Origin of the sequence: Haloarchaeobius baliensis (assembly GCF_052060055.1) — an archaeon.
GTDB classification, from domain to species: domain Archaea; phylum Halobacteriota; class Halobacteria; order Halobacteriales; family Natrialbaceae; genus Haloarchaeobius; species Haloarchaeobius baliensis.
Genome location: NZ_JBPPFR010000003.1, coordinates 1 through 18,321 on the forward strand (window position 1 = coordinate 1; position 18,321 = coordinate 18,321).

28 protein-coding genes are annotated in these 18,321 nt (G+C 60.4%); 3 read left to right on the plus strand and 25 right to left on the minus strand.

From position 1 onward, the window contains the following. Positions 1-367 precede the first annotated feature (367 nt). Complete coding sequence (locus tag ACSG06_RS16810) at positions 368-1,594, plus strand: tyrosine-type recombinase/integrase (RefSeq protein ID WP_440991446.1); 1,227 nt, start codon at positions 368-370, stop codon at positions 1,592-1,594. An 86-nt stretch (positions 1,595-1,680) separates the two neighbouring features. Here ACSG06_RS16810 and ACSG06_RS16815 read toward each other — a convergent pair whose 3' ends face one another. Both ACSG06_RS16815 and ACSG06_RS16820 read right to left on the minus strand, forming a co-directional pair. Beyond that, complete coding sequence (locus ACSG06_RS16815; RefSeq protein ID WP_440991447.1) at positions 1,681-2,166, minus strand: DUF8160 family protein; 486 nt, start codon at positions 2,164-2,166, stop codon at positions 1,681-1,683. Next, complete coding sequence (locus tag ACSG06_RS16820) at positions 2,163-2,969, minus strand: ParA family protein (protein WP_440991448.1); 807 nt, start codon at positions 2,967-2,969, stop codon at positions 2,163-2,165. Before ACSG06_RS16820 ends, ACSG06_RS16815 begins: the two co-directional genes overlap by 4 nt. A gap of 670 nt (positions 2,970-3,639) precedes the next feature. Here ACSG06_RS16820 and ACSG06_RS16825 point away from each other — a divergent pair. Next, positions 3,640-4,872, plus strand: a complete 1,233-nt coding sequence (locus tag ACSG06_RS16825) for a hypothetical protein (protein WP_440991449.1) — start codon at positions 3,640-3,642, stop codon at positions 4,870-4,872. Here ACSG06_RS16825 and ACSG06_RS16830 read toward each other — a convergent pair. Together ACSG06_RS16830 and ACSG06_RS16835 are read right to left on the minus strand one after the other, a co-directional pair. Next, positions 4,869-5,309: a DUF8129 domain-containing protein gene (locus ACSG06_RS16830; RefSeq protein ID WP_440991450.1), complete on the minus strand. Its 441-nt coding sequence runs from the start codon at positions 5,307-5,309 to the stop codon at positions 4,869-4,871. The two genes, ACSG06_RS16825 and ACSG06_RS16830, sit on opposite strands and share 4 nt — an antisense overlap. 4 nt (positions 5,310-5,313) lie before the next feature. Then, a complete protein-coding gene (locus ACSG06_RS16835; protein WP_440991451.1) occupies positions 5,314-5,724 on the minus strand; it encodes a hypothetical protein in 411 nt (136 codons plus the stop codon). A gap of 102 nt (positions 5,725-5,826) precedes the next feature. Here ACSG06_RS16835 and ACSG06_RS16840 point away from each other — a divergent pair, with 102 nt between their 5' ends. Further along, positions 5,827-6,312, plus strand: coding sequence for a hypothetical protein (locus ACSG06_RS16840; protein ID WP_440991452.1), 486 nt, complete (start codon positions 5,827-5,829; stop codon positions 6,310-6,312). A gap of 93 nt (positions 6,313-6,405) precedes the next feature. Here ACSG06_RS16840 and ACSG06_RS16845 read toward each other — a convergent pair whose 3' ends face one another. The 21 genes from ACSG06_RS16845 to ACSG06_RS16945 all read right to left on the minus strand — a co-directional run bounded on the left by ACSG06_RS16845 (position 6,406) and on the right by ACSG06_RS16945 (position 18,300). Then, a complete protein-coding gene (locus tag ACSG06_RS16845; protein WP_440991453.1) occupies positions 6,406-6,984 on the minus strand; it encodes a DUF7995 family protein in 579 nt (192 codons plus the stop codon). A gap of 36 nt (positions 6,985-7,020) precedes the next feature. Next, positions 7,021-7,254 carry a hypothetical protein gene (locus tag ACSG06_RS16850; RefSeq protein ID WP_440991454.1) on the minus strand — a complete coding sequence of 78 codons (234 nt, stop codon included), beginning with the start codon at positions 7,252-7,254 and terminating at the stop codon, positions 7,021-7,023. A 587-nt stretch (positions 7,255-7,841) separates the two neighbouring features. Beyond that, the gene (locus ACSG06_RS16855) at positions 7,842-8,255 is read right to left on the minus strand and encodes a TRAM domain-containing protein (protein ID WP_440991455.1); all 414 of its coding nucleotides are present in this window, start codon (positions 8,253-8,255) and stop codon (positions 7,842-7,844) included. Positions 8,256-8,309: 54 nt separating this feature from the next. Continuing rightward, positions 8,310-8,462, minus strand: coding sequence for a DUF7837 family putative zinc-binding protein (locus ACSG06_RS16860; RefSeq protein WP_128081515.1), 153 nt, complete (start codon positions 8,460-8,462; stop codon positions 8,310-8,312). Between the two features lie 175 nt (positions 8,463-8,637). Next, positions 8,638-9,684 carry a DUF6610 family protein gene (locus ACSG06_RS16865; RefSeq protein ID WP_440991456.1) on the minus strand — a complete coding sequence of 349 codons (1,047 nt, stop codon included), beginning with the start codon at positions 9,682-9,684 and terminating at the stop codon, positions 8,638-8,640. An 86-nt stretch (positions 9,685-9,770) separates the two neighbouring features. Further along, a complete protein-coding gene (locus ACSG06_RS16870; protein ID WP_440991457.1) occupies positions 9,771-9,956 on the minus strand; it encodes a hypothetical protein in 186 nt (61 codons plus the stop codon). Positions 9,957-10,011: 55 nt separating this feature from the next. Then, entirely contained in the window at positions 10,012-11,289 is a 1,278-nt protein-coding gene (locus ACSG06_RS16875) for an RNA-guided endonuclease InsQ/TnpB family protein (RefSeq protein ID WP_440991458.1), read from the minus strand. A 241-nt stretch (positions 11,290-11,530) separates the two neighbouring features. Then, positions 11,531-11,827 carry a hypothetical protein gene (locus ACSG06_RS16880; protein ID WP_260644174.1) on the minus strand — a complete coding sequence of 99 codons (297 nt, stop codon included), beginning with the start codon at positions 11,825-11,827 and terminating at the stop codon, positions 11,531-11,533. Beyond that, entirely contained in the window at positions 11,827-12,291 is a 465-nt protein-coding gene (locus ACSG06_RS16885) for a hypothetical protein (protein WP_440991459.1), read from the minus strand. Before ACSG06_RS16885 ends, ACSG06_RS16880 begins: the two co-directional genes overlap by 1 nt. A gap of 172 nt (positions 12,292-12,463) precedes the next feature. Continuing rightward, complete coding sequence (locus ACSG06_RS16890) at positions 12,464-12,754, minus strand: hypothetical protein (protein WP_260644176.1); 291 nt, start codon at positions 12,752-12,754, stop codon at positions 12,464-12,466. A gap of 90 nt (positions 12,755-12,844) precedes the next feature. After that, positions 12,845-13,594 carry a hypothetical protein gene (locus tag ACSG06_RS16895; protein ID WP_440991460.1) on the minus strand — a complete coding sequence of 250 codons (750 nt, stop codon included), beginning with the start codon at positions 13,592-13,594 and terminating at the stop codon, positions 12,845-12,847. Between the two features lie 56 nt (positions 13,595-13,650). Then, on the minus strand, positions 13,651-14,121 hold the full coding sequence (locus ACSG06_RS16900; RefSeq protein ID WP_440991461.1) for a hypothetical protein: 471 nt from the start codon (positions 14,119-14,121) through the stop codon (positions 13,651-13,653). Between the two features lie 146 nt (positions 14,122-14,267). Then, entirely contained in the window at positions 14,268-15,200 is a 933-nt protein-coding gene (locus ACSG06_RS16905; protein ID WP_440991462.1) for a hypothetical protein, read from the minus strand. Positions 15,201-15,266: 66 nt separating this feature from the next. After that, positions 15,267-15,626, minus strand: a complete 360-nt coding sequence (locus ACSG06_RS16910) for a hypothetical protein (RefSeq protein ID WP_440991463.1) — start codon at positions 15,624-15,626, stop codon at positions 15,267-15,269. 125 nt (positions 15,627-15,751) lie between these two features. After that, positions 15,752-16,261 (minus strand): hypothetical protein, encoded by a 510-nt coding sequence (locus tag ACSG06_RS16915; RefSeq protein ID WP_440991464.1) that lies wholly within the window; start codon positions 16,259-16,261, stop codon positions 15,752-15,754. After that, positions 16,258-16,509 carry a hypothetical protein gene (locus ACSG06_RS16920; protein ID WP_440991465.1) on the minus strand — a complete coding sequence of 84 codons (252 nt, stop codon included), beginning with the start codon at positions 16,507-16,509 and terminating at the stop codon, positions 16,258-16,260. The genes ACSG06_RS16915 and ACSG06_RS16920 overlap by 4 nt, the downstream gene beginning before the upstream one ends. After that, positions 16,502-16,690: a hypothetical protein gene (locus ACSG06_RS16925; RefSeq protein WP_440991466.1), complete on the minus strand. Its 189-nt coding sequence runs from the start codon at positions 16,688-16,690 to the stop codon at positions 16,502-16,504. Before ACSG06_RS16925 ends, ACSG06_RS16920 begins: the two co-directional genes overlap by 8 nt. Further along, positions 16,690-17,016, minus strand: coding sequence for a hypothetical protein (locus tag ACSG06_RS16930; protein ID WP_440991467.1), 327 nt, complete (start codon positions 17,014-17,016; stop codon positions 16,690-16,692). Before ACSG06_RS16930 ends, ACSG06_RS16925 begins: the two co-directional genes overlap by 1 nt. Before the next feature lie 251 nt (positions 17,017-17,267). Beyond that, positions 17,268-17,627 (minus strand): hypothetical protein, encoded by a 360-nt coding sequence (locus tag ACSG06_RS16935; RefSeq protein ID WP_440991468.1) that lies wholly within the window; start codon positions 17,625-17,627, stop codon positions 17,268-17,270. A 2-nt stretch (positions 17,628-17,629) separates the two neighbouring features. Further along, the gene (locus ACSG06_RS16940) at positions 17,630-17,932 is read right to left on the minus strand and encodes a hypothetical protein (protein ID WP_440991469.1); all 303 of its coding nucleotides are present in this window, start codon (positions 17,930-17,932) and stop codon (positions 17,630-17,632) included. A 2-nt stretch (positions 17,933-17,934) separates the two neighbouring features. Further along, positions 17,935-18,300 (minus strand): hypothetical protein, encoded by a 366-nt coding sequence (locus tag ACSG06_RS16945; protein ID WP_440991470.1) that lies wholly within the window; start codon positions 18,298-18,300, stop codon positions 17,935-17,937. Positions 18,301-18,321: the final 21 nt, after the last annotated feature.

Here is an 18,321-nt window from a genome sequence, read left to right on the forward strand (position 1 = left end):
ACGGTTGGAAATATGACAAGAATGCCGCTTGGAGAGAGCATTGAGGTAGTTTCTGCTGACTAACTCGGCAAAATCCACGCATTACAGCCCTGCTATACCTGTTGTAGTCTCAACTTCCAGACAGCCAGAAATTATATAGCGATATGGGGTTTATGTGATTTCGAATATCCATAAACCGGGTGATTTAGGACTTCTACCCGCCGAATTGGGTTGTCTGGTGGCCTCGTGCGACCGCTTACGTTTAGCGCGATAAACGTAAACAGATTCAAGGAGGAGGCCGCCGTCTGCCACAGCCAACACCATGTCACCGCCCAAACCTCCGGATACAGACCCTCAAGACACCACTCCAGAGTCACGGGGGGACGCGGTGGCCGTCCTCGACGTCCTTGATGACTACCTCACTGACAAAGGGAAAGGACGAGATGGCGAGAGCGGACAGTATCGACGACACGCTGACCGCGAAGTGAACCGTTTCGTCGAGTTCCTCGCCGGCGACCGATCGGCGTCGTCGGCGACCTTCGAGGAGCTGACCGTTGAATCCCTCCGGGAGTACGCTCGCTACCTCTCTCGACAGGGCTGGACTGGGGGCACAGTCCGGAACTACTACGCCCACGTCTCCGGGTTCTGTGGGTGGGCGGCACGCGAAGGCTATCTGTCTGGGAATCCCGCCCAGCGCCGCCGTGCGAAAGAGCCACTGCCCGAAGATACCGGGCGAAAGAGCGGGGAACAGCAGGCGTGGACGGCCGAGCAGCGCGAGCAACTCCTCTCGTACGTCGACGAACAAGCGCACAAGGCAATCGACGACGTCGCGAGTGACCGTCAGGCCGCAATCAAAGCGTGTCGCGACCGGGCTCTCGTCTACGTCCTCTGCTTTACGGGAGTCCGAGGCGCGGAGATACTGGCCGACGACGGCGATGATCGACGCGGTCGGGATGGTCTCCGCTGGGCGGACGTTGCCCTCGAGGACAACAGTATCCAGGTCCTTGGGAAGAGCGGGAAGTGGGACGATAGACCACTTCCTGAGCCAGCAGTACCCTCGATTGAGCGCGTTCGGAGTGTGCTCGCTCCCTCGGGTGAGGACTGGCCGGTGTTTCCGACGCTCGATTACCCGACGCTCGTACAGACGTTCACACAGGCGATGACTAGTCGGGGATACGACATCGGGGAAGTCGAGATCCTCCGCCGAGAGCAGGTGAACGACGGTGAGGCGTCCGTTCTCGAACTCCTCGCGGACTATGATATCGCACCACCGGCGTTGACGACCCATGGCGCTCGGACGGTTCTGAAGCGTCTCACGGACGAGGCGGGCATTGAACTGGACGACAAGCACGGGTATCTCGCGCCTCACGGGGCCCGACGCGGTGTTGGTGAGGTCCTCGTCAGGGCGTATGGCCACGCTGAGGCGGCTCGCTACCTCGACAATTCCGAGGAGATCGTTCGCGAACACTACTCACATATCGAGGCCGGAGAGCTGGCCGACCGCGCTGAAGCTGCATTCGCCGAACACCGTGAGAAACAACGACGCCCCGCTAAGGAGGGAGATGAGGAACACACAGAGGACAGTGGGGGGGATACAGAGCCGGAGACAGGGTAAGACATCTCATTATTCCCTCTCAACCGTGTGCAACGGTCGGTAGCCGTTTCCTCGCTCGTTCAATCAGGATTCCGCGCCTGTCCGTCTCAGTAGCGCTCGAGCAGTTCTTCGATGTACGCGTCGAGGTCGTCGTGGTTGAGTCCGGCTCTCATGACCGCTTCGAGGAAGTGCTTGTGTTTCTCGATCTCCCCCTTATCTTCCATGACTCGTTGGGCATTCGCTTTCGTGTATGCCTGGTTAAGTTCCTCTTGGAACTCTTCAGTGAGGTACACAGCGTACTTCGTCCGAGTTCTGCGGGTGCTGTTCGGGTCGGGGTCGGGGCCGCGAGTCTTCTCTGTAGAACTTGTCACACCCCCAGAACTTGTCGAACTCGCAGAACTCGTAGAACCTGTATCACCCGTGTTATCTGTCTCACTTTCATCTCCTTCATCACCGGCTTCATCATCGGTCTCCTGGGGCCGCTTACCGACTCGACCACTGAGAGCGTTGCCGAGAGCGTCATCAAAATCTCCGCCGGACTGCGGATCAGCGTCTTCGGATTCGATTTCGTCTTCGGGTTCTCCGTCAGTCATGCGAAGTAGTCCTCCACGGCACGTGCGAGGCCATCGTAGGTCTCACGGACTTCCTCGGCCTTCTGTTCCCGATGGCGATTCTCCGGTTCATAGGTGTAAATACTGTGGTTTTGAGCAAACGCGCCTTCGATGGCGACTGTCTCTGGGATGGTGAACGTGTGCTCTTCGCCGATGTTCTTGTGGAACCACTCGAGGCGGTCCTCGCTGATGTTGTTCCGAGTTACAGCATTGACCACCGCTCCCATAATCCCGATATCTGTCTGGAACTCGCGTTCGAGTTGGTTGATCTCCTGTGTAAGGAGATTCATCGAGAACGTCGCGATTGGATCTGCACGTGAGACAAACAGGACGTTACGGGCGGCTAATAACGCGCCGTCTGCGAGTGGTCCCATGTTGGGTGGTGAATCAATGAGCACATAGTCGTAGTCGTGCTCAATCCGGTCGAGCACCATTCCTAGGCGCTCCTGAGTCCGGCTGAGTGACCAGAGCTCACGTTCGAGCTGGAAATTGCTCCCGTGGGCTGGTAGGACGTCGAACTCGCTGTGTGAGACGATGAGATCATTTACCTCGTCGAATCGGTCAATATCCGTCATGATGTCGTAGAGGGACCGATCCTCACTCACGTAGTATTCGCGCAGACCCAGCGTGATGGTGATGAATCCTTGGGGGTCTGCATCGACGACGAGCACGTCGCTATCCTCCTCAAGTCCCTCAGAGACGGCGAGCGCCCCTGCGAGATTTATTGTCGTCGTACTCTTTCCGACACCGCCTTTCTGCATCGAGATTGAGAGCCGATGTGTCATGGGTATCCCGTGTGTTCTGTAGAACCTGTGTGATACGGGTACTGCCCGTTCTACAGGTTATGTGGCGAGGTACTCGTAGAACGCGTATAAATCTACGTCAGACACGTTCTTTGGGTTATACAGGTTATACAGGTTCTACGGGTTATACGCTAAGATTCGTGCTCCTTCTTGGCCCTACTACCGTAGTATAAAGGTTCCACACGGAACCCGTGTTCTACAGGTTCTTCGACTAGATGCGTTCCTGTTGGCTCATGGGCCGAATGGCCAAACAAATGTAGCGCAGTCCGTCGATTTACCTCATCACCGAAAGGATATACGGCCGGAGTCCTTATTTTGTATTGGCCAAGACTGTGACACCCGGATAGGAGCGTCTGTGCGGACAGGTGATGAGGCAGAGATTGCCCCAACATACGGGGTGACCTCCCGCTGTCACGCTGACATCTTTAGGAGGGTGTTCCAGTGGAATCTCACGGGTGGTGCCGTGGGAAGCCACTCCGTTGCAGATGCCCCGGTAAGTGCCGTGGTCTGGCCATCACCCAGCCGAGTCTCGCCGTGAATACGCGGTTTTGTGTGGGGAGAGAGCGTGAAGGCCCGAATCCCTTTTTGTCGCCTCGTCGCGTAGAGTATCTGAGCCAACCGAGCTCGCCGTCCCCCTTCGAGAACCACCACCATGCCTTACCTCGCGATGCGTCCGAACGGCGACCGGGTTCTTCCTCTAGACGTCGGAGATGACGACACGATTCTGTGCCCACTTTGCGAAGAGTCACTCGGCGTTCGCCGGTCGCACTACAACCGGGGGCGCTTTGTCTCAAAGCATTTCGTGCATCCGCGAGGGTCGGAGTGTCCGGGCGAGTCGAATCTCCACGCCAAACTCAAGACCATCGCGGCGATGAAGCTGCGTGAGGTGTTCGAGACGGCGTCCGTAGATCACGAGCGGCAAATCCCAGGGACAAATCGGATTGCGGATGTCGTCGCGACGTTTTCCACCGAGTTGTACCCCTTTGGGAAGGGGCTCATCGTCGAGATTCAGCACAAGCACGCCGAGAAAGAGATTGGCCCGATCACTGGGGAGTATCTAAACGCGGGCTACTCGGTGTTCTGGGCGTACCAGTCCGATTTCGAGGGCCACGACATGGCGTTCGCCGAACACCGCGTCAAGCGGCCGTGGCCTCACGCGGTCCCTCTCGTCGGGGGAGTGGACGGCTATCCTAACCCCGTGCAACGATTGTTGGACCCCGAACCGGCTGAGGAAGTGCGCCTGGAGGTGCCGTTCCCGACGGAGTATCTGCGGGCCCACGCGCTCGAGGTCATCCCGCCGCTGCGCGGCCACTACGATGGGGGGCGGTCTCCGGAGGGCTGGGAGCGAATTGACACGGTCTCACTCCACGGCAAGGGCCGCGAGCGAGCGTGGATGAACGTCCTGCGCTCGCCGTCGAATCACATCTTCCTCGAGTTCTGGAAGAAGGACACTGAGGACGGCGAATCGGAGTATCTCATCACCCACATCGGGAGTGAGTTCCCCGAGCGATTCGAGGTGTTCATGGAGGATGCTCGGACGTGGTTTTCTTCAGAGGACGTCGACCAGCAGGTTGCACACTGGGTGGGTGGCGCGTCGTTGAGTTTCCGAGGGACGACGCTGTGCGAGTCGTGGTTGTCGCTGGTGAAGGTCCCGTTCGGCCCGGTGAAGTTCGTGGTCGCCCGCCGAGACACGAAGGGAAACACGCGGACGTGGGCGGTGAACTACCGGAGCGGCGATCTCGGTCGGCTGGCGGCGTTGCGACACCCGATTCGACGCTTGTTCGGAGACGTCACGGACACGGCCGCTGCTGTGACGGAGACGGGGGCCTCGACGGCGGCTCGCGAACGGATGGCGGGCAATTCGGCGGACGTAGTTCGCGACTAGAGCTCGTCCCAGGCTGGTGGTTCGGGTGACCCAGGGACACCAGTTGGCCCGTGTTCGTGGACGAGTGCGAGGACATTTGCCGATGGCGACGGTGAGATGTCCGACGCACGCGATTCCGACTCCGTTTCCGTCTCTGTCTGCGTCTGTGCGTTGGACTCGATGTGAATCTGAACCGGGGGTTCGTCCGGGTTTTCGGTCGCGATCTCTACATCGACTGGTAGCGTCTCCCCGCGCTCTTCGTAGATGGCGTCGCGGCGCTCGGTGAGCCGGCGGATGATGCCTCCTCGATTTCGGTGCGCTCGTTCGTACTCGAGGTACTGTTCGACGGTTTCGACTTCTCCCATCATCGTGATTGCGGGGGTGATGACGCGATAGTTCGATGTATCGAGGAGTTTCTCCGGCGGGAGTTGTTCGAGGACGGCGGCGTCGTGGCTCATCGGGTCACACCCGTGCTCGCTCGTGTTCGGTGGGGCTGGTCGCGTTCTCTGGGCCGAAGCGTCCCCACGCATTGAGGTGCGAGCAGGCATCCTCGACGACGTGTTCGATTGCGCGTTTGGTCGAGTCAACTTCGAGTGGGCGTTCGACGATACGTGCGAGTTCGAGGGCATCCTCGAGGCGGATGTGTGGGTGTGCTCGATAGAGGTCTTCGACGACGGCCTTCGCGAGGGTTTCCGGGTCGTCTGTGTGGCGGTCTGTATCGTCGAGGTGTGCCCTGACGACGGCACTGAGGTGTTGCACACGGCGGGCGCGGGCGATGCTGGCGTCGACGGAGTCCACATCCGGAGTCAGGGTTGGCGGCGTCACCTGGTGGTCGGTCGTGGTTCGTCTGGCGGGGGTGGTTTCGGTATCCATCGGGCAAGTCCCTCACCGACCCTGGGGGCGACAAACGGTGCGCGAGTTCGATTCCTACGCAACAACTATACTGAGCTCTTACGTTGAGTGTTGCGTAGGAAAATGGCCTCGGACTCCCCCGACAGCACCGACGACGATTTGCCTGAGCCCCCGGATGAGTTGGCGAACTGGGTCGTGGACCCGCTTCAATCCCAGAGCATCCCGAAGCTCGAGCACGTGATCGAGTATGCCGAGGAGTTGATCGCCCACAAGTCGCGACCCGTCTCTGTTGGGGGGGCGGACGAGAGCGAGGAGGTAGACGGGACTGGTGAGGGTCGGGGCGGTGAGATGGTTGATACGCTGCCACAGAAGGACCAGCCTGCTCCGGAGCGCCGGCGTCGACAGAAGGAGTTCGAGGAGAAGTCGAAGTCAGAGCGGATTGCGCTCTCGGATGAGGAGTTGCGGCGGTACGGGACGGTCGAGATACGGAAACTCGACTGTGGCCCTGGCTGCAAGCAGTGTCCACACGGCCCATATCGCTATTGCGTCTTCAGGAACAGCAAGGGAACGGTGACCTCGAAGTACGCGGGGAAAGCCAGCGGCGAGTAGGCGCCATCCCCCCTCTCCCGAGTGTACTGATCGGTAAATCCTGAGCCATTCCCCCGAGGTCGCGGCCTTGCTTACCCGCCGGATTCGTAGAAGTCAGTAGTGGACGTCGACGGGCGTGACGTACCACTCTTGGTCGTCGTCGGTGTCGCCGGTCGCGATGGTTTCGAGGAGATCGCGGTATTCCGAGGGGGTACGAATGGCCGTTCCGTACTCGTCGTAGAGGTAGTACATCGGGCCGCTGTATTCCCCGACGCCGTACATCGCGTACCGGATGTCGCCGGTGTACGTGTCGATGTAGTCGTCTTCGTCGGCTGCGAGCCCGAGTGGATTCCAGGGTTCGACACTGGCTTCGACGCTCTCGCCTTCGAGGATTTCTTCATCGGAGAGTTGCTCGAAGCCGGCGCGGATGACGGCGAGTTTCCGTGAGAGTTCCTTCATCGTCGAGTGCCACGCCTCCTCGATGAGTCCGTTCCCGGTGTCGCTGTCTGCGGGGACGGAACCGACGTCTCGGAGTACTTGGGGGAGCGAGTCGCTCCATCGACCACCGTCGGTCATGAGCGTGCCGTAGTCGAATGTGGGATACAGTGGGGCGCCGTAGCCATCGAAGAGGCCACGAGCGATTCCGGTTGCGTCCTCGGCGCAGTGGGCCTGCGAGACGACGCGGATGAGCATGTGCATGGGGAGCTGGAATTGGGATTTGAGGGCCGGTCAGGGCGAGATGAAGAACGCTTCATCGGCAGCACCGATACCGAACAGCGCGCCGGGGCCGTTTCCTTCGGGGTCCATCGATGGATAAAGGATAGCACCGGATTCGAGTTCGATGACAGGGGGCGAGTTCCCGCGTCGGGCAGCCCAGCCTTCGTGTTCGAGTTCTGTATCCCTCATCTTCCGGATCGCGACGATTCGCTGTCCTTCGATCTGGTCGTCTGTGTTGGGTTCCATTTTGGAATGGCCTCCGCTGTGCGGGGCCCGACAAACAGGTGCGAATTAGCTGTCGCCGGGGGGTGAATTCAGCACCAGGGCATGATGTGCTATACGTTCAGATTTCGTCTCATTTCCCAAGCGTAGTTGCCGCGGTGAGGTCTATCAGAGGCAGATGATGTCGCAGAAGTCGTGCTGAATACACATCGCGGGTCTCGCACCCACAACCTTATCGCCAAATAACAGGATTGGCCAGTATGGATATCCTCACCGCATACAACGGTGCCCTCCTCCGTATCGGGCTCTATCTGCTTATTTTCTGGCCAACGGTCGGGTACTACGTATATCAGGATAGTAAAAAGCGAGGGCGCTCATCACCACATCTCCGTGGGGCTGTCTACGGGTTCTTCGGGATACTGGGATTAGTTGCGTATATCTCACGCAGGACTGGAGGTGACGCATCTGACTCATAGACCATCTGTGTCGAACGAAGCACTTCGGCGAGCTGTCACTCGTCGTTACTGCAGCCCGTACAGACCCCAAGTAGCGACAGGAGAGAGAACACGCGAACGTCTGTCGCGGATTACGGATGAACGAGGTGAAGGGTATCAGTCGTAGAAACTGACCCGCTCGACAACATCCGCGAAGGCGACGTTTTCCCGCACGTCAGTGATTTCGATGGTGACTCGTTCACCCTGTTCAGTCTCGGGAACAATGACGACGAAGCCTCGCTCAACCCGGGTGATACCGTCGCCCTGTTCACCAATGTCTTGGATTTCGACGGTGCGCAGCTCACCTTCCTCAACAGGCGGGGTCTGTGGCGTTTGCTCGTGGTTCGATTCTGCCTGCGTCTCGTTGGCTTCATCGGTCACCGGTGATGGGAGAACAGCCACACGATACGTCTCGCCCGCCTGAATGTTGTCGAACCGAATCTCTTGCTCAGGTACCTCAACGACATACGAACCGTCTCGCTCTTCAGCAGAGGCGGAGAACAGACAGCGAAGTTGATCGGAAATCTCCATTAGTGGACTCTCAGACAAGTTACGCGAGGGAATACACTTGATTCTGCTGTTGCCCTACTCCGGCGCGACGACCTCGCCACACGCAGGACACTCGGCCCACGTGCCTTCGGTACCGTCAGCCTTCTCATAGTCAATGAGCCGCCATGCAGTAGCAATTCGCTCGCCGCAATCCGGACAGCGACCGAGTAGCTGCGTGTCGTCGGGCATGGAAAGGGGTGGAAGGAGCGTGTGACAGTGTTCCTTCCATTCGCATTTCTAGCGTTCTCGAACCTAAGGCTTCGGCGGGATTTCGCTCTCTGAGCAAAAACGAGATTCGGGTGGAAATACTAACACAGGCGAATTCCAATCACGATTATTGCCGGTCGGACAAGGTCAGTCACACTCACTCCTCGGTGACGCTATCCCACAGCCCCTCGTAATACTCAACGTAGTCGCGCTCGGTCTGAGAGCGATACGCGAGCGTTCGGCCGTCCTCGTAGGTGACGACGATGGCGTGCTCGATAGGATAGGTTTCGTCATCGTCGAAGTCGACGCGTGTCTCCCATTCATCCGGGCCAGAGAGTGGGTCGGGTTCGCCGATATCTCCGCCTGTGGCCCCCCAAACGGCATCGTCAGGCTCTCTGACAGCGGGGCCGTGACGGTCACGGAGAGTAATGGGCCACACGCCGCGTGCCTCCCAGTAGGTTCGCATCTCACGGAGGCTTCGACGGACGGTGCTGCGAATGGAGAGTTGGTCGGCGCGTTGCCACCCGTCTCGCGACCAGGACTCCCCGTTGTAGGCGACTTTGTGCGGGCCGTTCCAATCGAGCCCGACGATATCAGCGGGTGGATCGCTGGTGAGCGTCGGCTGGGTGAGTTGCTGGATGACGTTCCACTGCTTGGGTGGACTCGCGCCGAGGAGATGCACACGCTGGCCGCGCCAGTCAGCGTAATCGGAGAACTCGTTCGCGAGGATATCCGAGTAGCCCATCGAGTAGCCGAGGACAAGCGGGGTTCCTGGGACCTCGGCGTCCCCGATGATGGCGATTGCTTCGTAGCACTTCGGGACGACGATGAGCGTCGCTTCTGGGAAGTCGGCTTTGAGCTCGCGGGCGGCGTCGACGTAGCGATGAGCGGCGTCGGGCGTTGGTGCGTCGCCGATGACGCCGATTTCGGGTTCGTGGGTTCGGAAGGTTTCGAGATACCGCTCGAGGTCGGGGTTTTTGAAGTCGTTGTCGAGCATCCCGAGTGGGATGTCGACGTTGCGGAGGTGGTCGGTCTGGAGGCGACAGTCCTCGCGGATGCCGGTGACGAAGCCGAGTTCGTGGGCGTCGGTCGCGAAGGGGTGTCGCGAGAGGAAGGCGACGTACTCAGCACGTCGAGCAGTCTCGATATCCTGGACGTGTATCGACGAGTCGGGGCTCGTGTGCTGTGGTTGGGCGTGTGCCATATCTCGAATCTGCGGTGAGAAGGTGGTGATTGGCTAGCGGCGCACGGCGCCGCCGCCAACAAACGTGCTCCTGGTGGTCACGCCGACTAGGACGTTGTCGGTGACGCGATTACGATTGGCTTGGCCGAGTCTGCCCCGGCCTCGACGGGCGTGGTGAGGCCGTTGAAGGCGTTGATTGCGATGGGATTCTCGAGGCGGGTTTCGACGGTGGCGTATCCGTGGAGGGATGCCCACTCGACGGCGTCGGCGATGAGCGCACGCAGTGTGTTCACGGGATGACATCCTCCCCGGCGTAAACGCCGGGGTTTCCTCGCGCTGGGGTACCGACTACCGACCCACGGAGGCAACTTGCGGGTTCGTATGCTCCTCGTTGGGACGGAGAGAGCGTGATGACTCCAACCATTCGTGGTTGTCCCACTTGAGGCATACAGGCCGTGCCATCGACCGTGTCACCATTGTCTGCCGTCTCAGGAACGTTTCCGACGCCACGAGGTCGGCGTGCCCCTCGAAGCCACACGGACACGTCAGCGTGTCTCTGTGACGTGTCGTGTCCTCTGTCGAACCACAGTTTAGACACTCCTGACTCGTCCACGCCTCAGACCGTACTTCCACCGAGATACCGTATTCCTCAGCGGTACACGCCAGTCGATTCACGAACGCTCTGAACGCCCAGAAGTTGTGCGTCTTCGCGTTCGTCTCCACCGACCAGTGCGTGTCAAGGACGTCCGTCAACGCCCCGACGTACACCATCGAGACGCCTTCGTCATACAGGCGTTCGATGAGATCACGAGCGAGTGCGTCTTGAGCGTGGTCACGGCGCTTGGTACGCCGGTCGTACAGGCGCTGGATTCGGTGACTGTTGTATCGACCGTCCTCCAGCAGTGATTGGAGGCGGGCGATTTCCCGCGTCGTCTCACGGAATCGTTTGAACAGGTCGCGTCCTTCGTACAGGTATCGCTGGCCGGTTGTGGTAGTGCAGGCGACGAGGTTGTTCGCGCCAATATCCAGAGCGGCTTCTTCCGAAGCCAGTGGTTGTGCCAGCAGAGAATCGTCGACGGTGACTGGCTGAAAAGCCCTAAATGTCTGTGCTTGCTCGTCGTAGAACAACTCCAACCGACCTTGCTTCTCGTACTCCTTCCAATTGGGGTCGCCTCGAACTTCGAGCCGGAACCGTTCGCGGTGTCCCAACCCGTACTCGTCTTTCAGGTCTTTACCGACGAGGATTTCGAGGCGAGAGTATTCGCCCCACTTGACGGAGTACGACGTGTTTCGGATGTACGTGCAGAGTTCTCGACCTTCGTCTGCGTTACCCCAGAATCCGGGTTTGCCGTTGGCTTCGCCCTTCTTCTTGAGGCTGAAGAACGACTTCCATGCTTCTCGGTTCTTGCGCTCGATTTGTTGAACCGTGGACGCACCGAGGACACCGCCATAGCGACCGCGATACTCACTAATTTCCCACACATCTCCGTCTGGATCAGCATAGTTCTCGCGGCGCTCGTAGTTGATCTCGTTCCAGAGCGCGGCAGAAGCGTCCAACAGGCGTCGAAGTAACTCCTCGTCCGCGTCGGACTCAGGAACCACTTCGAACGTGTTGGTTCGCTTCATTGAACCAAGGGAGGGCGAGCAGATACCTATATACTCGCCATCCGGAGTGAAGGTGAATGGGGGACACCCCGGAATAAGTGACGACTGCGGTTGTTCGTAAGTGGTCGGATTCACGCCCGCCCTGAAACGCGGGACTCTCTCCTTGAAGCAGGTAGGTGAGGAGCCGGTCGTAGCCTTCGAGCGTGGCCCACCGGCAACACCGCGAGAGGAGCCACGACCCGGTGTTCGCGGACCGGGGGCGTCAGGCGCTCGCCCAGCCGAAGAAGAGGTACATGTTGTCGCTGAGGTGAATACAGCCGGCGGGTCCCCATTTGCTGTCGATACGCGGGTCCTGGTCACGGATGAGCTGGCTGGCGTATTCGTGGGGGTCGGTATCGCCGACTTCGTCGGCCGGTATCTCGGTGAACGACGTTTTCTCTGCTATTGTGCCGGTGTAGCCGGCGTGTCCGTGGCGGTATTGCGCGTCCTCGACAGCGTTCTGGAAGGCACTTTTTGCGTCTTCTCCGCTCGAACGGGTGTAGAACGTGTGTGCTCCCATTAATGGGCCTCCTTGGTATCTTCGGGATTGGAGCCGACGAAGAGTCCGGCGGCGTCGTCGGGCGGCCAGTTGTCGCGGCGTGCTTCGCAGGTGGCCCAGAGTGCGAATTCGATGTCGGAGACGCGTTCGCTCCCGGCCATGTGATGTTCGTGGCTACGGCCTATCGTTTCGAGATCACGGCTGAGGTGGAACCAGGCGTATTCGGTGACGACTCGTTCGGGGTTGTTGAGGACCGCTGGCGGGACGGCGAACGCTTCGTGGTCCCAGAAGGCCCACATCTCGTCGCCGGAGCGAATCTCGTGGTCACCCGTTGACTGGTCGGTGAGTCTGATTTCGTCGGCGGGTTCATCGACACGGATGACGCGGAAGATGCGGCCCCCGTCTCTGGTGACGAAGACCATTCCTGGGTGGAGTTGCGCGTAAATGGGTTCCTCGTCGTCGAAGACGTGGCTGGGGCGGGTCATCAGTGGAACTCCACGTTGTGGCTTCCACACTCGTCACACCAGCAAGCTCGCGTCTCGAGTTGTTGGTGCTCTACGCTGTCCAAGTAGCCTTCCCCGTCGTAGATTCGGGTTTCGGTTCCTTCGACTTCGTGGTTGAATGCGACTGACTGCCCGCAGTCGAGACACTCAGGCATCATCGCTCCCCCGTGGTGGCGACGCGGTCCGCAAGCACAAGGTCGTCGTAGGTGCGGTCTTCGCCACACTCGACGCAGAAGACGCCGTTCTCGCCGATGTCTGACCCCGTGATGGGGCCGTCTTTGCTGGCCTCGACGTCCACGTGGCCGTTCTCGAAGCGATGCACACCGCCGAATTGGACCTGGTGGATTACCCAAGAGAAGCGCTCGCCGCCGCACTCGGGGCAGGCGAGGAAGCCACTTTCGTGTTGGTTCGTATTCGTATGTCCGATGCTGTCGCTGTGTGTCATCTCGTGGTTGTCCTCCACTGGCTACGGGGAGCCACAAACTGGCGGTGACTTCGCGGCCGGGAACGGGCAACGTGGAATCGTAGACGTGCTTCAGGACGTCACGACCGGCGTGATCGTGTAGGCGAAGCCGGGTACAATCCAGAGTTCTGGTTCTGCGCTCCCGTATTCGGGTGGCGTGTACTCCTCTGGACTGTCGGGAACGTGATACCCGTCGAGGAGGTCGACAAAGTCGCCAGCTGATGTGACTGGGACGCCAGCTTCGTCGTAGAGATAGAACCACGGTTCGGCTGGGCGGTCCTCGAGTGGGTCGTCGAGCCAGTCCGTCCGTCTCCGCGCTTTTTTCAACAGGCGAAGGCCGTCTTCGCTGGCCACAGGCACGGCATCGGGGAGCGCGCCCCATCCGACGGTGAACGGTCGGATGTCGGACTCTGGAGCTTCGTGGATGAGGATGAACGTCCGGCCGTCGAAGCCGGTCGGGAGATCGGGGATGGTCTGGCGGTCGTGGAACGCGTGAGTGGCCTTGATGATGGCCTCATAGTGCGAGCAGGCGGGGACGACGGCGAACGCAATGTCGTCGACGGTGGGTTCGTAGCCGACGGCGATTTCGTCGAAAACAGGCGCGTAGGCGTCGGGGTGGGCGTTGGCTTCCTCGAGTTCGCGTTCGCAGTCTGCACAGAGGTCGTCGCCTGCGGTTATGGGCCGGTCGCACTCGCTACATTCAATCTCGGTGTTATTCAGGTCCGAGTCGGCATCGGGAGTTCCGGGCCCATAGTGTTCGTTCTCGTAGTAGGCGTCGCCGAAATCCTCGGGGCTGTAGTAGTCGCGGTCGTCGGTGGTCATAGGAGGGTGTATCTCACCCTCTATACCCCGCTGTCGTACTTAAGCCAGATTGGCGGTCAGGCTTCGTCGTCCGGGGAGTCCTCGTGTCCGTGTTGTCGGCGCTGCCGGACCTCGAACAGGAAGCGGGCGTTGGCTTGCTTACCGTTGAGAGTTCGCTGGTCGAGTGCGGTATCAGCGAACAGCGTCCCCTGCTGACCGGGGGCGGCCTCGAGAGAATCGGTGCTGTCCCGTCCCGAGCGGATGGCCGAGAGCGGCCGGTCGTCGATGAACTCGTCGCTCCCGCCGGTCTCGATTCGCGAGGTTCGCTGGCGGGTATCGACGTCGACGCCGTGATGGAAGAGCGTGGTCTCGAACGGTTCATCGTCGAACGCGAGCAGTCCGTGTTCGTCGACAGTCTTGGTCTTCGTATCGGCCGTGTGGTCGGTATCACCGTCGCTGTCAGCGTCGGCGCCGATGACGAAGACGGATTGGTGATGGACGGTGAACGAGCGGTTCTGCGGGCTGGCACTGGCTGTATCGGAGCTCATGGTATCGGTCGAGTTCGTGGGTGGTGGTCGTATCACCGGGGCGAGACAGAACGGGAGGGAAGTGCCGTCGGTGACTGATCCCGCGCTTTCGACGGGGGGCACAAACAGGGTGCGAGGGGCAACCGCGCCCCTCGATGCGTGGTCCGCTATATGTGGAAGTGCCAGTTTGCGACGGAACGCCACGGACCGCCCCAGTCGCCACCTGATTCTTCGAGTTTGTAGTCGTGGACGCCGCTGAGGAAGGTAACGATGAGGTGGTCGGCGTCCATGCTCGAATCGAGTTTCCCGGTGATGGTGATGGGCCCGTATCGTGCGCCGAGACGTCCGGGGTGTTCAGGCGTACAGGTGGTCTCGTCGATGGTGTACGCGAGGGCGATGATGGCTTCGCCGTCGACCACATCGAGATAGTTGATACCGTAGTAGCCGCAGGCGTGGGTGTAGTGTAGCGCACCCGTGATAGTGAACGTCCCGTCGGATTCGATGACGGGCTCGTCGAGGTAGTCAAGATCGAGGCGCGCGAGTAGCGGACTGTTTTTCCGGTTGGCGTGGGGTGTATTCGTGATGGTGACGTCTTGGAGGCCGTGATTCGCGGCGGTTAGGGGCCCCACCCAGGCGCGGTAGTCGGGCTTTTGCCACTGCTCGGAGCCACCGCGTCCCTCTTCTGGTTCGACATCGGCGGGAAGGACGCCGGGGCCGACAAGCGACGTCGGTGCCTCGGGCGTCGACGCCTGGTCGGCGTCGGGTGTCGATGGTCCATCGGGGTCGTGGTAATCGTCGCCGTCACTGCCTCCCGCTCCCGGGCCAGTGCTTGGCGTGGGAGTTGCGGTTCCGGGGGTGGTCCTCGGTTGGTCTGCGGCGACGGGTTCTGCGCCGAGGAGTCCGAGACAGCCGGAGAGACTGCTTGCTGCGAGGAGGCCAACCCCGGCGAGGGCGCTTCGGCGGGTCAAGTTCCTTCTCAGCGTTCGAGGTCGCTGGTGATCTCCAGCCGGAGCTGAATCTACATCGCTTGTCGATGCGGTCGCTGGCATCCTGGTGTGGTCGGTCGGTGGTTCGTTGCTGGTGGTGGTCGGGTCAGTCATGGGAGGGAATTCCTTTGATTTATTAATGCTGAGGCACGGCGGCGGGTCCTGGCAGGCAATTACTGGTTAGATCGCTCCGGTGCTGTCCTCGGTGTTCTCTTGGCCGGGTTGGTCTGGCTGCTCGCTTCGGTTGGTGCGGAGCTCTCGTTCTTCACATTCTGAGAGGGCCTCCTCAGGAACGCTGAGGTATTTGAGCGCCCACTCCTCGATTTCTGGGAGCGTCATCGGATGGGGGAGTTCGTGATGCCCGACGGGGCGTGCTAGAAAGGTCCCGTCAGCGTCACGGAGATCTTCGTTGAAGTACCCGAGAAAGTACCTCTCGAGCCCCTTCACACCCGGGCCATCCATGATCGTAATCATATCAAATGAGTCGACAGACACCTCAGATTCCAAGCTGAGTGTCGGGTACGTGGAGGGGATATTCACACCTATGTTAGGCTTAGTTCAAACATAACTTCGCGCAGTCCACATTTCCACATTGAATGTGGTGGTTGTGGCGTCCTCACTAGGTCAATCGATGGCGTAGTGGGTTGTCTGGTGTCTCGGTCTCGTCAGGCGGGGACCTGTGCGAGGAGTTCTTCGACGGCGCTGACGGTGTCGTCTTCGCCGGCGTCTTGGAGGGCGTCGATGGCCTCTCCGAGGTGCCAGCGGGCATCGGTTCGGGCGCTGTGCATCTCTCGGCCACGCGCCTCGCCGGAGAGCTCAGCGGCGACGGCGGCCTCGAGGTGATGCCAAAGGACGCCGGCGCGGAAGGTTTCGACGAGCGTGGTGGCACAGTCGGGGAACTGGGCAGGTTCTTGGATATCCCGAAGGCCGTATTCTGCGCTGAGTACCTGAAGCGTGTGGGCAATTGCGACGAGGTCCTCACCGAAGGGATCGCGGTCGGTGTGGAGGAGGTCGTCGATAGCGTCGGCTCGGGCCTCGAACAGTTGATCGCTGTCGGCGGCTCCGAGTGAGGTTCCCTGCTCATCGAGCCGGTCGAGGGTGTCGTTGACGAGGCTGTGAACGATGCTACGTGGGTTCAGTTCGTGAGAGGGCGGTCGCGTCATTGGCTGAGTCATAGCGAATCACTCCGGAGTTCCTCGAGGGCGGCCGGGACGCCGTTGCGTTCGGCAAACTCGAAACAGGAAGAGTGTGCTTCTCCACTACCGACGGTTGCAACAAGTGCGTGCGCGGTCTCGAGCATCGTGGAGGATGCTCCGGGTGCGGGCTCATCGAATGCGTCCCAGGAGAGTGTCTCCCGCTCATCGGCAAGCTCACCACAGAGAGGACACGTGACGGAGTGGACGTCGATCCAGCGGTCAGTCATGCGTCTGACTCTGTGGAGTGGGGTCCGTCGTGTCAGCGTCGTCTTCGACATCGACCACGATGACGTCGGAGGCGACGTAGGGGTCTGTCCCGAGGCGCTCGAGGAGGACTCGTTCGGCGGCTGCTTCCGTCGGCGCGTCGACCCGAAACAAGTCGTCGATGGCGAGGATATACGTCGGCATTAGTAGCCACCCGCCTTTGAGTGAGCGACCGGCTCACTCCCGTACGTGACGGGGATGGATTCGATGGATTCGAGCGCTTCCCCGTCTTCGAGACGTTCATCGGGGTTGCTGTCGAGCCCGAGGTCAGTCGCGGTCTCGAAGGTGAGGCCGATACCGAGCGTGGTCGGATTGGACTCGGTGCCCTCAGCACTCTCGACGTCGCCGTACACGTCGACGCGCCAGATGTGGTCGTCAGGGATGACGGTGAGGAGTTCTGTCGTTGCGTCTGCGATTGCGAGGTCGCGGCCGACCACGCGTGTCGTGAGGATTGCTTCGTAGTCGTTCATAGGTTCGTAGCGGCTTGGGCCGCTCTACCGCTAGCGGAGGAGACAAACCGAGGCGTCGATTCACTCCTACGCAACAACTGGAGTGTAAGCGAATCCACTCTGTTGCGTAGGAAGCCGACTGGGGAGGGATACAGCCTACCGCACACACCCCTATTTCGAGTTGTAACTAGCTCCTGACCCCCCTTTTTCGTGTTGTAACACACCCCTGTTTCGAGTTGTAAATGTGCTGTATATGTGCGTCCGAGGGTTTGTTACGCGGATTCAGTGTTTTCGACGTCGTGTTTTCGGCGTCGATGCTCGCGATAGACTTGGCAGAAGCGTTGGCGTTGACTCCGAAGATTCGATTGGGCGGTGCGAGCCCGGCGTGCGCGGTCGAACGCGAACGGATCGCGATACTGTACGTGCGTCGGGATTGAGACGTGGGCGAGGTCGCCGCCGGTTGAGACCCCGAGTTCGCGAAGATAGCGCCTTAGAATCGCTTCGGTGGAGTCGATTTGCGAACGGAGCGAGCGCAGTGTTCGTTCGTGGCCGGTCGGGTTCTCATCGAGGGCGTCGTAGTCGATATCGTTGATGTCGATGTCTTCCCAGCGGAGGGTGTCGTAGGGCGGCACAGTTACCGTGGTGGGTGCTCGTTTCCGGTCTCGACCTCGATCTCATCGACGAGTTCGTCGACAGTCACGTAGAAGGGGCCTGACCAGTTCCGTGCGATATCGGGGGCGTCGTCGACGCGAGCGAGTTGGTCTGAGCCGTCCGTATCGTCGGCGACGAGCTCACCGTCGGGAGTGAGCGCGTGCTCGATGGGAACAAGATATGTTTCGGTGTCGTCGCTGGTGACGGCCCGGCCGTGGTGCCAAATTTGCGGGTGGAACGTGACGCGGACGTGCGTGGCGTCCGGGTGGTCCTCGAGGACACCCATCGTCAGGCTCCGGCCTCGGCGGTATCAGTGGTCGCGTCGGCCGACGGACGGGGAACGGTTGCGCCGACGCTCGGTGGGTCCGGGTCACGGTCCTGGTCGTGGAAGGTGTCGTCCCGAGCGTTCATCGAGGCCTGTTCTATCTCGTCGTTGGCATCGGTGTCGTCTCTGTCGTCTCTGTCGTCGTGTTCGTAGTCGTGGTAGTCGCCGGCGACGTAGAGTGCGATGCGGCCGGAGATCGTGCCGTCGGCGTGAGCGGTGAACAGGACGTGTTCCGTGTCGTATCCGAAGTGGTTGACGGCGAGTTCGTGAAGCTGTTCGGCTTCGTAGCGGACACGCTCGGGCGCGTCCGTCTCGATATCGTAGGTCATGTTTCGAGTCCCTCACCGACT

Excerpts from the sequence above, each read along its gene's own strand:
- ACSG06_RS16815 (WP_440991447.1), bottom strand. The coding sequence starts at position 2,166 with ATGACTGACGGAGAACCCGAAGACGAAATCGAATCCGAAGACGCTGAT.
- ACSG06_RS16820 (WP_440991448.1), bottom strand. The coding sequence starts at position 2,969 with ATGACACATCGGCTCTCAATCTCGATGCAGAAAGGCGGTGTCGGAAAG.
- ACSG06_RS16825 (WP_440991449.1), top strand. The coding sequence starts at position 3,640 with ATGCCTTACCTCGCGATGCGTCCGAACGGCGACCGGGTTCTTCCTCTA.
- ACSG06_RS16830 (WP_440991450.1), bottom strand. The coding sequence starts at position 5,309 with ATGAGCCACGACGCCGCCGTCCTCGAACAACTCCCGCCGGAGAAACTC.
- ACSG06_RS16835 (WP_440991451.1), bottom strand. The coding sequence starts at position 5,724 with ATGGATACCGAAACCACCCCCGCCAGACGAACCACGACCGACCACCAG.
- ACSG06_RS16840 (WP_440991452.1), top strand. The coding sequence starts at position 5,827 with ATGGCCTCGGACTCCCCCGACAGCACCGACGACGATTTGCCTGAGCCC.
- ACSG06_RS16845 (WP_440991453.1), bottom strand. The coding sequence starts at position 6,984 with ATGCTCATCCGCGTCGTCTCGCAGGCCCACTGCGCCGAGGACGCAACC.
- ACSG06_RS16850 (WP_440991454.1), bottom strand. The coding sequence starts at position 7,254 with ATGGAACCCAACACAGACGACCAGATCGAAGGACAGCGAATCGTCGCG.
- ACSG06_RS16855 (WP_440991455.1), bottom strand. The coding sequence starts at position 8,255 with ATGGAGATTTCCGATCAACTTCGCTGTCTGTTCTCCGCCTCTGCTGAA.
- ACSG06_RS16860 (WP_128081515.1), bottom strand. The coding sequence starts at position 8,462 with ATGCCCGACGACACGCAGCTACTCGGTCGCTGTCCGGATTGCGGCGAG.
- ACSG06_RS16865 (WP_440991456.1), bottom strand. The coding sequence starts at position 9,684 with ATGGCACACGCCCAACCACAGCACACGAGCCCCGACTCGTCGATACAC.
- ACSG06_RS16875 (WP_440991458.1), bottom strand. The coding sequence starts at position 11,289 with ATGAAGCGAACCAACACGTTCGAAGTGGTTCCTGAGTCCGACGCGGAC.
- ACSG06_RS16880 (WP_260644174.1), bottom strand. The coding sequence starts at position 11,827 with ATGGGAGCACACACGTTCTACACCCGTTCGAGCGGAGAAGACGCAAAA.
- ACSG06_RS16885 (WP_440991459.1), bottom strand. The coding sequence starts at position 12,291 with ATGACCCGCCCCAGCCACGTCTTCGACGACGAGGAACCCATTTACGCG.
- ACSG06_RS16890 (WP_260644176.1), bottom strand. The coding sequence starts at position 12,754 with ATGACACACAGCGACAGCATCGGACATACGAATACGAACCAACACGAA.
- ACSG06_RS16895 (WP_440991460.1), bottom strand. The coding sequence starts at position 13,594 with ATGACCACCGACGACCGCGACTACTACAGCCCCGAGGATTTCGGCGAC.
- ACSG06_RS16900 (WP_440991461.1), bottom strand. The coding sequence starts at position 14,121 with ATGAGCTCCGATACAGCCAGTGCCAGCCCGCAGAACCGCTCGTTCACC.
- ACSG06_RS16905 (WP_440991462.1), bottom strand. The coding sequence starts at position 15,200 with ATGACTGACCCGACCACCACCAGCAACGAACCACCGACCGACCACACC.
- ACSG06_RS16915 (WP_440991464.1), bottom strand. The coding sequence starts at position 16,261 with ATGACTCAGCCAATGACGCGACCGCCCTCTCACGAACTGAACCCACGT.
- ACSG06_RS16920 (WP_440991465.1), bottom strand. The coding sequence starts at position 16,509 with ATGACTGACCGCTGGATCGACGTCCACTCCGTCACGTGTCCTCTCTGT.
- ACSG06_RS16925 (WP_440991466.1), bottom strand. The coding sequence starts at position 16,690 with ATGCCGACGTATATCCTCGCCATCGACGACTTGTTTCGGGTCGACGCG.
- ACSG06_RS16930 (WP_440991467.1), bottom strand. The coding sequence starts at position 17,016 with ATGAACGACTACGAAGCAATCCTCACGACACGCGTGGTCGGCCGCGAC.
- ACSG06_RS16940 (WP_440991469.1), bottom strand. The coding sequence starts at position 17,932 with ATGGGTGTCCTCGAGGACCACCCGGACGCCACGCACGTCCGCGTCACG.
- ACSG06_RS16945 (WP_440991470.1), bottom strand. The coding sequence starts at position 18,300 with ATGACCTACGATATCGAGACGGACGCGCCCGAGCGTGTCCGCTACGAA.